The sequence below is a fragment of the Bradyrhizobium sp. MI1.10 genome (genome assembly GCF_055811035.1).
In genome coordinates this window covers 221173-234689 of record NZ_JBVVPN010000001.1, presented here as the reverse complement: position 1 = coordinate 234689, position 13517 = coordinate 221173, and the positions used below count along the sequence as shown (strand labels likewise).

9 protein-coding genes are annotated in these 13517 nt (G+C 64.3%); 2 read left to right on the top strand and 7 right to left on the bottom strand.

Going from position 1 to position 13517, the window contains the following annotated elements; genetic code table 11:
- Positions 1-126 precede the first annotated feature (126 nt).
- From gyrB to rpsT, 7 genes are all read right to left on the bottom strand, one after another.
- Positions 127-2562: a DNA topoisomerase (ATP-hydrolyzing) subunit B gene (gene gyrB / locus AC0L3K_RS01025; protein ID WP_219679906.1), complete on the bottom strand. Its 2436-nt coding sequence runs from the start codon at positions 2560-2562 to the stop codon at positions 127-129.
- Between the two features lie 282 nt (positions 2563-2844).
- Positions 2845-5013: a hypothetical protein gene (locus AC0L3K_RS01020; protein ID WP_473365389.1), complete on the bottom strand. Its 2169-nt coding sequence runs from the start codon at positions 5011-5013 to the stop codon at positions 2845-2847.
- 126 nt (positions 5014-5139) lie between these two features.
- Positions 5140-5877, bottom strand: coding sequence for a hypothetical protein (locus tag AC0L3K_RS01015; protein WP_354200254.1), 738 nt, complete (start codon positions 5875-5877; stop codon positions 5140-5142).
- Between the two features lie 134 nt (positions 5878-6011).
- Positions 6012-7148: a DNA replication/repair protein RecF gene (gene recF / locus AC0L3K_RS01010; RefSeq protein WP_007598270.1), complete on the bottom strand. Its 1137-nt coding sequence runs from the start codon at positions 7146-7148 to the stop codon at positions 6012-6014.
- 109 nt (positions 7149-7257) lie between these two features.
- Positions 7258-8376: a DNA polymerase III subunit beta gene (gene dnaN, locus AC0L3K_RS01005; RefSeq protein WP_007598262.1), complete on the bottom strand. Its 1119-nt coding sequence runs from the start codon at positions 8374-8376 to the stop codon at positions 7258-7260.
- Between the two features lie 280 nt (positions 8377-8656).
- Positions 8657-10069, bottom strand: a complete 1413-nt coding sequence (gene dnaA / locus AC0L3K_RS01000) for a chromosomal replication initiator protein DnaA (protein ID WP_035995355.1) — start codon at positions 10067-10069, stop codon at positions 8657-8659.
- 1277 nt (positions 10070-11346) lie between these two features.
- On the bottom strand, positions 11347-11613 hold the full coding sequence (gene rpsT / locus AC0L3K_RS00995; protein WP_007598259.1) for a 30S ribosomal protein S20: 267 nt from the start codon (positions 11611-11613) through the stop codon (positions 11347-11349).
- Between the two features lie 404 nt (positions 11614-12017).
- On the opposite strand from rpsT, the gene AC0L3K_RS00990 reads away from it, so the two are divergent.
- Both AC0L3K_RS00990 and msrA read left to right on the top strand, forming a co-directional pair.
- Entirely contained in the window at positions 12018-12335 is a 318-nt protein-coding gene (locus AC0L3K_RS00990; protein WP_007616084.1) for a hypothetical protein, read from the top strand.
- Between the two features lie 195 nt (positions 12336-12530).
- Positions 12531-13187 carry a peptide-methionine (S)-S-oxide reductase MsrA gene (msrA, locus tag AC0L3K_RS00985; RefSeq protein WP_007598255.1) on the top strand — a complete coding sequence of 219 codons (657 nt, stop codon included), beginning with the start codon at positions 12531-12533 and terminating at the stop codon, positions 13185-13187.
- Positions 13188-13517 lie beyond the last annotated feature (330 nt).

Below are 13517 nucleotides of genomic sequence, written 5' to 3'. Positions count from 1 at the left end.
TGTTTCGGGAGCGTCTCCGGGCGCGGAGAGAGCCCCCACCCGGCGCTTCGCGCCGACCTCCCCCGCAAGCGGGAGAGGTTGCAGCGAGCGCTTGGCCGGCAGTTCGAAATCCAAAAGCCAGCGGCCTCAGATATCGATCGTCGCGCTCAGCGAATGTTCCTGGATGAAGTCGCGGCGCGGCTCGACCACGTCGCCCATCAGCTTGGTGAAGATGTCGTCGGCCTCGTCGACCTCCTTGACCTTCACCTGGAGCAGTGATCGCGCATTGACGTCCAGCGTCGTCTGCCAGAGCTGCTCCGGATTCATCTCGCCCAGCCCTTTGTAACGCTGCAGCGAGACGCCCTTGCGGCCGGCGTCGGTGACCGCTTCGAACAGATCGACCGGGCCGTAGACCATGTGCTCGGCGTCCTTGCGCCGCAGCTTGCCGGGGCGGGCATAAACGTCCTGGAGCTTGAGCGTATACTCGTCGAGCTTGCGGGCTTCGACCGAGCCCAGAAACGCGTCGTCGATGAGGGCGACGTCCTTGACGCCGCGCACCGTGCGCTCGAACTGGAAGCCATGGCCTTCCAAATATTGACCGACCCAGCCGCGCTCGACCTCGTCGGCGAGCGTGTCGAGGCGGGCGGCGATGTATTGCGCGGCCGCGGCGGCTTTCTCCGGATCGCCGTAGATCGCCTTGTTGAGCACGCCGGTGATGGCGGCCTGCTCGATCACCTTGCGATTGTAGCGGGTGTGCAGGCTGCGCAGAACGCCGCGGACGGCGCGGGCGTCGTCGACCAAAGAGCGCAGGTCGCGGCCGGTACGATCGCCGCCAGTGCCGGGAATATAGACGCAGTCGTCGAGCCCGGTATCGATCAGATAGTCTTCCAGCGCCCGCTCGTCCTTCAAATATTGCTCGGACTTGCCGCGGTTGACCTTATAGAGCGGCGGCTGGGCAATGTAGAGATAGCCGCCGTCGATGATCTCGCGCATCTGCCGGTAGAAGAAAGTGAGCAGCAGCGTGCGGATGTGGGCGCCGTCGACGTCGGCGTCCGTCATCACGATGATCTTGTGATAGCGCAGCTTCTCGATCGAGAATTCGTCGCTGATGCCGGTGCCGAGCGCGGTGATCAGCGTGCCGATCTGCTCGCTGTGCAGCATTTTGTCGGGACGCACACGTTCGACATTGAGGATCTTGCCGCGCAGCGGCAGCACGGCCTGGAATTCGCGGTTGCGGCCCTGCTTGGCGCTGCCGCCTGCCGAGTCACCCTCGACGATGAAGAGCTCGGATTTCGCCGGGTCCTTCTCCTGGCAGTCGGCGAGCTTGCCGGGCAGCGAAGAGACCGACAGCGGGCTCTTGCGCGTCAGCTCGCGCGCTTTTCGCGCGGCTTCGCGGGCGGCCGCCGCCTGGATCACCTTGCCGACGATCATCTTGGCTTCGGAAGGGTGCTCCTCGAACCAGGCCTGCAGCGCCTCGTTGAGCACGTTCTCGACCACGGGACGCACTTCCGAGGACACCAGCTTGTCCTTGGTCTGCGACGAAAATTTTGGATCCGGCACCTTCACCGACAGCACGGCGGTGAGGCCTTCGCGGCAATCATCGCCGGTCAGCGCGATCTTTTCCTTTTTCGCGTTGGCCTCGGCATAGCCGTTGACCTGGCGCGTCAGCGCGCCGCGGAAACCGGCGAGATGGGTGCCGCCGTCGCGCTGCGGGATGTTGTTGGTGAAGCACAGCACGTTCTCATGGTAGCTGTCGTTCCACCACAATGCGGCCTCGACACCGATGCCGTTGGATTCCGCGCGTACCATGATCGGCGCCGGCACGATCGCCTTCTTGTTGCGGTCGAGATATTTGACGAATTCCTCGACGCCGCCGGAATAGTGCATCTCCTCCCGCTTCTCGACCGCGTGACGCATGTCGGAGAGGGCGATGTTAACGCCGGAATTGAGGAAGGCGAGCTCGCGCAGCCGGTGCTCCAGCGTGGCGAAATCATACTCGATGTTCTTGAAGGTTTCCGTCGAGGCCTGGAACGTCACCTCGGTGCCGCGCCTGCCGGGCGCGTCGCCGACCACCTTGAGCGGCGCGACCGCATCGCCATGGGCGAATTCGATGTAGTGTTCCTTGTTGTCGCGCCAGATGCGCAAGCCGAGCTTGCTCGACAGCGCGTTGACGACGGAGACGCCGACGCCGTGCAGGCCGCCGGAAACCTTGTAGGAATTCTGGTCGAACTTTCCGCCGGCATGGAGCTGGGTCATGATGACCTCGGCCGCCGAGATGCCTTCGCCCTTATGGATGTCGACGGGAATGCCGCGGCCGTCGTCGCGCACGGTGACAGAATTGTCGGCGTTGAGGATCACGTCCACGCGCGTGGCGTGGCCCGCGAGCGCCTCGTCGATCGCATTGTCCACGACTTCGTAGACCATATGATGCAGGCCCGAGCCGTCATCGGTGTCGCCGATATACATGCCCGGGCGCTTGCGGACGGCGTCGAGACCCTTGAGCACGCGGATCGATTCCGCCCCGTAGTCGCTCGGATTTGAGGGTTCGTTTTCGGCAGGCGTCTGCCGAGCAGGTTCTGTCATGAGAGGCCTTCGAGATGTCGCCCGAATCAGCCGCGCAAAAGGCGCTGATATGCGGGCTATTTGTGCCACGAAAGACGGATTGCGCCTAGCGCAAAGTATCCCCCGGCAAGTCTTTGATTAGATGGGATTTTTTGGCCGGTTTTCAAGGCTTTCGAAGGCCGATTCGAGGCGCTGAAAAAAGCGCGATTCGAGAGGCCGTTCCGGGTCGCTGAAAGGCGTGGATATTGCGGGGACGAAGGGTGTTCCGAGGCGCTTGGAACGCCCCGGAACGGCCTTGCAGGCTCAATACATCTGCAGCGGCAGCACGTCGCCGTTCGGCCCCACGAGGAGGCCCCAGGCATCGCCGGCGGCCACGGTGAGGGTTTCGGTGCGGGCAGGGCGCCCCGGCAGACGCAGCGCGTACTGGTACTTGCCGGGCGGCAGATCGAGCATCGGGCCTTTCGGCGATTGCGGTCCGCCGGCACCAGCCGCGATCTTCACCGTTTGATTGTTGATCGTCAGCGATGCTTCCTTCGGCCCCATATTGCCGAGCATCAGCCTGGCCTGTCCCGCCTTCGGCATGATGTCGGCCTTTGCCGCGGCCTGCGGATTCCGCTGCACCAGACTGACCGTCGTCTCGTCCCTGGCGCGGCCGAGCTTCAGCACGGCCGGTCCCTCCGGCGAGGTGAACGCGAGCTCCGCCCGCTCGGCCGTTACGATTGCGCCGTCGGCCTTCTCCTGCCAGCCGCGGTTGGTCAGCTCCGCGCGATAGAAGGCGAGGACCTCGCCAAGTTCGGCGGGGATGCTGGCTTCGAGCTCGGTCCGGAACGACTGCTCGCTGCCGGGGAATTTCGTGGAGCTGATGCCGGTCGAGCTGTGCTGCGTCGGCACCGGCAGGGCCGAATCGGGATCGGGCGTGAGCGGCTCCTTCGATTTGGTCTGGACCACCTTGGCTTGCCTCGATTTGGCCTCGACGGGCTTCGCCGCGGCGATAACAAGACCGGAGCCGTTGGCGCTAACGTTTACCTTCGGCCCCATCTGCATCACGGTCATCGAGATCGACTTCCCGCTCTTGGAGAATTCCATCATCGCCATGTTGGGCTGGTTGATGACGGAGGGCTGCTCCTTCCAGCCCGCGGGCTTCAGCGATGCGCGATAAAACGCAGTGAGCGCCTTCACGCTCGAGATCGAGGAGAATTCGAGCCTGCCCTCGCCGCCTTCGAAGTTCACGCCTTCGGCGTTTTCAGGCAGCGGCACCGGGGTCTTGCTGTCGGCGAGCGCGTTGAGCGGCGCGTCCGACAATGCGGCCGCCTGCACCTTGCGTCTGGCTTCGTCGGCGGTGATGAGCTGCTTGGCCGCGCCTAGCGCATCCCCAAGGAACTTGTCGTCGGCCTCTTTCTTCGCCTTGGCGCGGGCGGCAAGCGCGGAGTCCTTCACCTGCGCCGTCAGGCTGACCATGGTGAAATCGTATTTGCGGCCAAGCCGCAGCACGCCGGTTTCCTCCGCGGAAGAGATCTTGATCGCGACCTCGTCGCCGGGCGCGAGCGGTGCGCTGCCGTCCTCATGCCAGCCGCGCGCGGCGAGCTCGCGGTGATAGAAGGCGAGTACCGCGGGCAGCTCGGCCATCACGGCGGCCGACATCTCGCGCTTGTTGTCGCTCGCGCTGCCGAGGCCCATGGCCGTCTTGGTCGGGCTCGGCCGCGGCAGGCCGGCCAGATCGCTATCGGCTTTGAGCTCGCCGGGCAGCGCGAAGGGCGCGACCCGGATATCGACATGGGTGCGGCCATCGTCGCGGCGCGTCAGCGTCAACATCACGGGCTTCTGCTGGTAGAAGCCGGTCTCCTTGCTATCGGCATGCGCGTAGAACGCGCGCAGGCCGTTGGGAACGGTTTCATCAAGGCCCCTCGTCCAGCGCGCGGCGGTTTCCGGCGTGAGCTTCTGCCAACCGATCGCAGCCATCTGGCTGCTGTAGAAATCCGACGTTGCATCGAGCGGCGTCGGCGCAATACAGCCGAGATAGGGCCGCGTCCCGTCAAACACGATGTCGCTTGCGCCTTCCGGAAACGGCACGTTCCCGTAGATCCGGTCGGTTGTGTAGTAAACTACGGACTGGTCGGGCCGGCCGAGCGCCTGCGTGAAATGAACGGAAAGGCCCTGTCGTCCCTTCCTAAACTTCAGCAGGCTGCTTTTCTCCTCCAGCGGCATCACATAGGGCACCCAGCCGTTGTCGCTCAGGAGCTTTTGGACCGCGGGCAGTGTCACGGCCTGCCGCGTCGGTACGCGATATTCGACGCTATAGGGATCGGGGCGCGAGGTGTCTTCCACCGCACCTTCGAGCTGCGGCAGCGCGTGGACGTCGACGATGCCCTCGTCGGCGCCGGCCGCGATCGAGCAGCTCGCCATCAGGAAGAGACCGCATGCAAGCAGCCGCCATCGTGCCGGGACTTGCATCCCGCGCGGGATCATCGCCATCGTTACGTCTCCAGGATGCCGCGCGGCGCTTGGGCGCGCGCGATTGCAACGGCTGCAACACCGTCGGCGGGGCCTCAGACCAGAAGTCGCGGCAGGAACCGGGCAGGTTCAAAGCTCCCGGACTAGTCAATACAGTTGGAGTGGCGACCATGCCTCGCCGTCGCGCCCGACGGTGAGCTCCCAGGCGTCGCCGGCCGCGACGGTGAGGATGTTGCTGTGGGCCAGACGGCCGGGGACGTTCAGTTCGTAGGAATATTTGCCGGGCGCCAGATCCAGCGATACGGCGTTAGCGCCGGCGGCGCGCTTGATGATCCGCGCGTCGATCCCGAGCACGGCTTCCGTCTCGCCGATGTTGCTGAACACCAGCTTCGCCTGGCCCGGTTCGGGCATGACGTTCGCCCGGATTGCTGTATCCGAGTTCTTCTGCACGAGATGGACCGAGGTGCTGCTGTCTTTGCGGCCGAGCTCCAGCATGGCCGGTCCGAGCGGAGAGACGAACGCGAGCTGGGCGTGATCGGCGGAGACGACGGCGCCATCGTGCTGCTCCTGCCAGCCGAGCTTTCCGAGCTCCCTGCGGTAGAAAGCGAGGACGTCGCCGAGTTCGGCGGGCACGGTGGCTTCGAGCTTGACGCGAAGCGGCGCTTCGACGCCCCGCATCAGGGTGGTGTGGATACCTCTAAAGCTGTAGCGGGTCGGTGCGGGCAGCCTGGCATCGGGATCCGGCGCGAGATCGGCCGAAAACAGCGGCTGCGGCATCCAGGCGCCGGCGCTTGCCGCGAGCATGCACGTCGCGAGCAAGACGAGGCCGCACGCAAACGCCCGCCATCGTGCCGAAGCTTGCGCCCCGGACCTTGCCGTCCGCATCTCACTCTCCAGGGTATCGCGCGTCCAGGGTCTCGCGCGTGATGTCATTGCGCGATTGCAACCGGCTGCGTCACCGTCGGCGCCGCCTCCGGCAACTAGTCGCGGCGGAAATGGGGCCGGTTCAACGGCGGCGACTAGCGCCGGGCCGATACCTGTCCGCTTTCGACGTCAAAGATCTCGCCCCCGGCGCCGATCTCGGCGAAGGCAGCGGGATCTGCGCCGGTCAGCCACACCTGCGCGCCGAGCTTGCGCAGCTCGTCGAACAGCGCCGCGCGCCTGCCGGGATCGAGATGCGCGACGACCTCGTCGAGCAGCAGCAACGGCACGATGCCGGTCATCTCGGCGACCAGGCTCGCATGCGCCAGCACCAGCCCGATCAGCAGCGCTTTCTGCTCGCCGGTCGAGGCATCGCGCGCCGGCATGCTTTTCGGCGCGTAGATCACCTGCAGGTCGGTGAGATGCGGACCATCCGTGGTGCGGCCGGCGATGGCGTCACGCGGACGATTGTCGCGCAGGATCTGGCGGTAGCGGTCCTCGACCGACGTCGCGGTCTCCGTCAGCAGCGCGTTCTCCATCCAGCCGTCGAGCGCGATCTGCGCCGAGGGGAAGGCGGAGGCCTGCGCGCGTGCATTCAACATGCCGGTCAGCCGCGCCGCGGTCTGGCCGCGGGTGGCGGCGACCGCGACCGCAAGCTCCGCGGTCTCGCGTTCGATCGCGTCACACCAATGGTCGTCGTAATTGCGCGTCTCGAGCAGGCGGTTGCGCGAGCGCAGGGAGCGTTCGAGCGCGGAGATGCGGCTGGAATGGTCGCTGTCGATGGCAAGCACCAGGCGGTCGAAGAAGCGCCGCCGCTCGGACGCCGCGCCCATGAACAGCCCGTCCATCGCCGGCGTCAGCCACACCATGCGGATGTGGTCGCCGAACGACGCCGCCGAATTGACCGGTTCGCGGTCGATGCGGCAGCGCCGGCTGACCGGGCTATCTGCGCGCGGCGGATCGATGCCGGTGCCGAGCGTGGCAAGGCCCAGCGCGCCCTCGACCTGTGCCGACACCGCCCAGGAGCCGTCGCCCTGGTTGTCGGCGACGTCGTCCAGCGTCGCGCGCCGCAGGCCGCGTCCCGGCGACAGGAACGAGATCGCCTCGATGCAATTGGTCTTGCCTGCTCCGTTCGGCCCGACCAGCGCCACCATATCAGCCTTAGCCTCGAGCCCCGCCGCCCGGTAATTACGAAAATGCGTCAGCGTCAGGCGATGAATGCGGGAGGGGGTCATTGTCTTTGTCGTTGCCGGGCATCCACGTTTGGGTCCTCCAAAGACGTGGATGGCCGGGACAAGCCCGGCCATGACGGATGTAGTCGATGCGAAGGGGCGCCGGTAGCCCTCACACCCGCATCGGCATCAGCACGTAGAGCGCGCTCTTGTCGTCGCGGTCTTGCACCAGGGTCGGTGAGCCCGGGTCGGCGAGCCGGAGCGTTGCGACGTCGCCTTCGATCTGGGCGGCGATGTCGAGCAGATAGCGGGAGTTGAAGCCGATATCGAGGGCGTCGGAAGCGTATTCGACTTCGAGCTCTTCGGTCGCACTGCCGGAATCCGGATTGGTCACTGACAGCACCAGCTTGCCCGGCGACAGCGAGAGTTTCACGGCGCGCCCGCGCTCGCTGGAAATCGTCGAGACGCGGTCGACCGCGTTCTCGAAATCCTTCTTGTCGACGACGAGCTCCTTGTCGTTGCCCTGCGGGATGACGCGGCCGTAATCGGGGAAGGTGCCGTCGATCAGCTTCGAGGTCAGCACCACATTGCCGATGGTGAAGCGGATCTTGGCCTGCGACAGCTCGATCGTGACCTCGGCCTCGTTGTCCTCGATCAGGCGCTGCACCTCGCCGACGGTCTTGCGCGGCACGATCACGCCGGGCATGCCCTCGGCGCCTTTGGGCTGGACCAGGTCGAGCTGGGCGAGGCGGTGGCCGTCGGTGGCGACGCCACGCAGGGTGGCGGCTTTGGCGGAGCCCGCGGCATGCAGATAGATGCCGTTGAGATAGTAGCGGGTCTCCTCCGTGGAGATCGCGAACTGGGTGCGGTCGATCAGCCGCTTGACGTCCTTGGCGGCGAGGCTGAACGAATGCGACATGTCGCCGGCGGCGAGATCCGGAAAATCATTCTCCGGCAGGGTCTGCAGGGTGAAGCGGGAGCGGCCGGCGCGGATCGCCAGCACGGCGCGGTCGCCGTCGGCTTCGAGCACAATCTGCGAACCGTCCGGTAGCTTGCGCACGATGTCGTAGAACATGTGCGCCGGCACGGTGGTGGAGCCCGCGGTCGCGGTTTCCGCCGCGAGCGTTTCGGTGACCTCGAGGTCGAGGTCGGTCGCCTTCAGCGACAATTTCGCATTCTCGGCCCTAACAAGCACGTTGCCGAGGATCGGAATCGTATTGCGGCGCTCGACCACGCGGTGGACGTGGCCCAGCGACTTCAGGAGTTGCGCGCGTTCGACCGTAACCTTCATTGCACTACTCGCCCGATCCCCAAGGAAACACAAATCTGGAAAAGCCGGGCGGCGGGACGCGCGCCACGGCACCGAAGACCCCGGAAAGCCGGATCATCCAGCCGATATGACCAAAGCCGTCAGGGTCGCGCAAGGTGGCGCGTAAAGTCATCCGTTTCAAGGGATTGCGCGATGGTTCCCCACGATTTACCCGCAAAGACGGGGCCCGCCGCCCAGGCAGAGGAAGGCCGCCGCCCAGGCAGGGCCGGGGCGGCGGGAAGGAAGGAGAAGGCCTAGGCGTTTATTCCTGAAGCTGGCGCTTGAGCGATTCGACCTCGTCCGACAGCGCCGTGTCCTTGGAAACCAGGGCCTCGATCTTGCGCACCGCGTGCAGCACCGTGGTGTGGTCGCGCCCGCCGAAGCGGCGGCCGATTTCCGGCAGCGATCGCAGGGTCAGCGTCTTGGCGAGATACATCGCCACCTGGCGCGGACGAACCACGTTGGCGGTCCGGCGCGAGGACAAGAGGTCGGAGCGGCTGACATTATACTGCCGTGCCACCACGCGCTGGATGTCCTCGATCTTGATCCGCTTCGGCTCCTGCGGCCGGATCAGGTCGCGCACCTCGTGCTCCGCCATCTCCAGCGTCACCGGCCGGTTGTTGAGCTTCGAGTGTGCGAGCAGGCGGTTGATCGCGCCTTCGAGATCCCGGCCGTTATGGGTGATGGCGCGGGCCAGATAGGTCAGCACCTCCTCCGGCACCTCGAAGGTCGCATGATGGGCGCGGGCCGCGGCGACGCGCGACTTGAGAATACCGTGCCGCAGCTCCTCGCCAAGCGAGGCCATCTCGACCACGAGGCCGCCGGCCAGCCGCGAGCGCACGCGGTCGTCGAGGCTTTCGAGATCGGACGGCGGACGGTCGGCCGCGATCACGACCTGGCGGCCGGCATCGATCAACGCATTCAGCGTGTGGCAGAACTCGGCCTGGGTCGATTTGCCCTGCAGGAACTGGAGATCGTCGATCACGAGCACGTCGATGCCGCGCAGCGCTTCCTTGAAGGCGAGCGCCGTCTGCGTCTTCAGCGCGGCGACGAAGCCGTACATGAATTTCTCTGCAGTGAGATAAAGCACCTTGCGCTCGTTGCCGGAATTGCCGGCCCAGGTCACCGCCTGCAGGAGATGCGTCTTGCCGAGGCCGACGCCTGCATGAATGTAGAGCGGATTGAACATGACGGGATCGCCGCGACGACCCTCGGCGACCTGACGCGCAGCCGCATGCGCCAGCGTGTTGGAGCGGCCGACGACGAAGCTTGCAAACGTCAGGCGCGGATCGAGCGGCGAGCCGCCGAGCGCATCATGATTGGCGGAGACCGGCGCGGTCGCGGTCGAACGCAGCTCCGGCGCAGGCGAGCGGCGCGTTTCGACCGGCGCGGGCGCTTCCTTCTGCTGCATCACGGGGCGCACGGCCGTGCGAACGGTGAGATCGATGCGATGCACTTCGGGCATCTCGGCCTGCCAGCACGACAGCACGCGCTCGGCATAATGGGCCTGGATCCAGCTCTTCAGGAAGCGGGTCGGCACCGACAGACGCACGCTCTCGTCCTGGACGCCTTCCAGATCCATGCGCGCAAACCAGCTCGTATAGACGTCCTCGCCAACGTTCGAGCGCAGCCGACTCTTCACGCGTGACCAGCGATCCTGTTCCGGGGTTGTCATCATTTGAGAACTTTTCTTGAGAGATAAGGTTGCGTGGTGAGCGCCATGCAGAGTTCCTGCCAGGGATACCTGCCGGGATATTTGCAATGGCGGGACCTCAAGCGATTTCACCTGCAGGCATGGCTCGACCGTTCGGCGGAAACGCCGCGTCCGATCAGCAATGTCTAGAGATGGAGGGGTCGCGAGGTCAGCGCGTACTCGGCGCTCCGTGACACGCGGGAGGCTTGGTGTCCGACGAATCTAAAACGGCATCGCTGGAAGTCGAAATGCTGGAAGTCGAAATGTGTTTCAATACCGCGTTGAGTTCGTAAGACATGATACCTCCCCATCCTGCCGTGATTGCTCGCGACAAGGTCCTGCGTGTCCAAACGACACCCGCGTCTTCATCGGATGCCCGCCCGTGTACTCGTCGTCCGCTCGGCCTCGCCATCATGCCTGTCGGGGCAGCTTTCAAGATGTCTCTTAAGCGCGAGAGAAAGATCCCGCTTGGAGACATTCAGACAAAGAGCTACCGTTCCCACATTGCTGTGGGTTTTGATCCGACAATCGCTTGTTGAAGCGCCGCCTACGTGCACATCGCCGCCGATTTGCACGCTCGCCCCGTTTCCGATACCGCGCTGGTCTCAAGATCGTGGGCGCCGCTGACGCCTTAAGGAATACACTATGCGGAAAGACTCGCAACGGAATTGATTCAGACTTGAGGCATCAAAAATCTTGATCTGCGTTAACGCCACGCGGACTTGTGCACAGGCTTCAGAGCAAGTTTTTGGATTCGTGCACAGAATCGAAGATGCCGCGTTTGATGTGACAATTCTCCGTCACCGCCAAAAATTTTTTACAAAAGCGTCACGCGCGCGACGCGCGGGCGAGTTTTCCAAATGCTTGGCGTCACTATGTCGATAAGTTGTTAGCGAGACATCGTTTTTTGAGTCTCGTTTCACAGGGTAACTCCATTGCGTCTCGCGATCCGGGGAAACTACGGTGTGCAGAACTCGCAGGCGCGCGAATTCAACTTGTGCCCACCTCGCAAGGACTTTTTGCACCGCGGTGGAAGTTTCCGCTGTTGCAAAACCATTCGCAGGTAAAACTACGGGCGCATCATGGTGCAAACGTCGCAATCCTCCGATCGAAGGTCGCTCGCAGCGTGACTACTTGCGTGAATATGACAGGCAACAAAAAAGCCCGGCGCGATGCCGGGCTGTTTGACGTGTGCGATGTGCGGCCGGATCGTCCGATCGAACGACGCGATCGGACGGCGTGCCAGAACGCTCGCGAGCTTACTTGGCGAGCTTGGCGATCTGCGCGGTAAGCCGCGAGACTTTGCGGCTGGCATTGTTCTTATGAATGATGTTTCGCTGCGCGGCGCGCATCAAGGCGGGCTCGGCATTCGCCAGCGCCGTCACGGCAGCGGCGCGGTCGCCGGTCTTGATGGCTTCTTCGACGTTACGCACGGCACCGCGCATCTGGGTGCGGCGCGACTTGTTGACGGCGGTGCGGCGGGCGATCTTGCGCGTCGCTTTCTTGGCGGAAGTGGTATTGGCCATGGTCTCAATGTCCTTTGCGGGTACCGGTCGCGTCTTGGTCGGGTAGCGCCGGCTTGCTTGACCGCGTAATCGACGCTCGGAATTAGGGTGTTCGGTTGCTAGGCTGTTCCCGGAACGTGAGCGACAGCCTTGCGGGCCGTCTCTGAGGCCCAGGGAGCCTCTCAGCCCAAGGAGCCTGCATCTGCTCAAAGAACAGCGGCGGCAGGATTGCGCCCGCCGCCAGTTGGCGCCCTTATAGAGAGGGTCTTTGGCACCGTCAACGCTTTCCCGGGCTGGACAAGCAGCCCCTCAGGCCAGGGATGAGTGCCGTAACGCCCTGAAGAGGTTGAATTTCTGCCGTCTCCCTTGTATTGGCTGGCGGCGTTCCGAGGGTCGTCCGATCGGACGACTATAGAGGGTGAGGCATGATCCGCGGCTTTTTCCGACTGATTGGGCTGTTGCTGCTCGCCGGCGGGTTCATCTTCATGGTCTATGACGGCGCCCGCTGGGTGGCCGACCAGACCCTGCGGTTCACCCGCTTCGGCCAGTTCTGGAACGACATCAATCAGGCCAGCCAGACGGCGTTCCGGACCTGGGTCGAGGCCAAGGCGCCCTGGCTCTGGACCTCGGTGATCCGCCTGGTGCTGGATCAGCCGGTTTTCGCCGTCCTCGGCATTCTCGGTATCCTCCTGATGATCCTGTTCCGCCCGCGCAAGCCGTTGATCGGCTATTCCCGGGATTGAGCTTTCAATTCCCGGGATTGAGCTTTCAATTCGCGCGACTGAAGCGGCCGCGCGCGGCGTAACAGGGCTGCCCCTTTGCGCGTAAAGACCTATATTCCCACCTGATCGCGAGCACGCCGCCTGAGCGCTTGGCTCATCGCCTTGTCTCAATAGCTTGTCCTGGGCGACGGACAGCTCGTTCCCGGAGATCCGTCCATGCTGTTCATGCGCAAGACCACCGCATTGCCGAGCGCCAATGAAGCGCTGCCGGGCCGTGCGCAAGCCATTCCGACCGCGACCACCCATTTCGTCAACGGCACGAAGTTGCAGCCGCCTTATCCAGCAGGTCTCGAGCAGGCGGTGTTCGGGCTCGGCTGCTTCTGGGGCGCCGAGCGCAAGTTCTGGGAGCTTGGCGACGGCGTTTACACCACCGCCGTCGGCTATGCCGGCGGCCACACGCCGAACCCGACCTATGAAGAGACCTGCTCGGGCCGCACCGGTCACACCGAAGTGGTGCTGGTCGTGTTCGATCCGACCAAGGTGTCCTACGAGAAGCTGTTGAAGACGTTCTGGGAGAGCCACAACCCGACGCAGGGCATGCGTCAGGGCAACGACGTCGGCACGCAGTACCGAAGCGCGATCTACACCTATTCAGACGCGCAGAAAAAAGCGGCCGATCAATCGAAGGCGCTCTATCAGAAAGCGCTTGCTGCAAAAGGTCTCGGCACCATCACCACCGAGATCGCACCCGCCGGCCAATTCTACTTTGCCGAGGACTATCATCAGCAATATCTGGCCAAGAATCCCGCCGGTTATTGCGGCCTTGGCGGCACCGGCGTGTCCTGCCCGATCGGCGTCGGTGTGAGCGCGTAAGCCAGCCGCGAAGGTGGTGCACCTCTCCCGCTTGCGGGAGAGGTCGGCGCATTTGAGAGCAGTTTCCTGTGGCCCATCCTTCGAGATGCCCGCTTTAGGCGGGCTCCTCAGGATGAGGACGGCGTCTGCGGCAATAGTGCCAGCAGGCACCGATGCCGATTAGCCTCATCCTGAGGAGACCGCGGAGCGGTCGTCTCGAAGGACGAGGCGCTTGTTCAGCTTGGCCCAAAAGGCCATATGCGCTAGCCGCGCCCGCAAGCGAGAGGGAGCGCACTGCGCCGTAGCCGCATCGTCGCGCCGCCCGCCCCCTCAACGCTTTATTAACCATAA

What these genes read in the sequence shown, in the direction of transcription:
- AC0L3K_RS01020 (WP_473365389.1), bottom strand. Translation starts at nt 5,013, where the DNA reads ATGGCGATGATCCCGCGCGGGATGCAAGTCCCGGCACGATGGCGGCTG.
- msrA (WP_007598255.1), top strand. Translation starts at nt 12,531, where the DNA reads ATGCTGTTCATGCGCAAGACCACCGCATTGCCGAGCGCCAATGAAGCG.
- gyrB (WP_219679906.1), bottom strand. Translation starts at nt 2,562, where the DNA reads ATGACAGAACCTGCTCGGCAGACGCCTGCCGAAAACGAACCCTCAAAT.
- recF (WP_007598270.1), bottom strand. Translation starts at nt 7,148, where the DNA reads ATGACCCCCTCCCGCATTCATCGCCTGACGCTGACGCATTTTCGTAAT.
- dnaN (WP_007598262.1), bottom strand. Translation starts at nt 8,376, where the DNA reads ATGAAGGTTACGGTCGAACGCGCGCAACTCCTGAAGTCGCTGGGCCAC.
- rpsT (WP_007598259.1), bottom strand. Translation starts at nt 11,613, where the DNA reads ATGGCCAATACCACTTCCGCCAAGAAAGCGACGCGCAAGATCGCCCGC.
- dnaA (WP_035995355.1), bottom strand. Translation starts at nt 10,069, where the DNA reads ATGACAACCCCGGAACAGGATCGCTGGTCACGCGTGAAGAGTCGGCTG.
- AC0L3K_RS01015 (WP_354200254.1), bottom strand. Translation starts at nt 5,877, where the DNA reads ATGCGGACGGCAAGGTCCGGGGCGCAAGCTTCGGCACGATGGCGGGCG.
- AC0L3K_RS00990 (WP_007616084.1), top strand. Translation starts at nt 12,018, where the DNA reads ATGATCCGCGGCTTTTTCCGACTGATTGGGCTGTTGCTGCTCGCCGGC.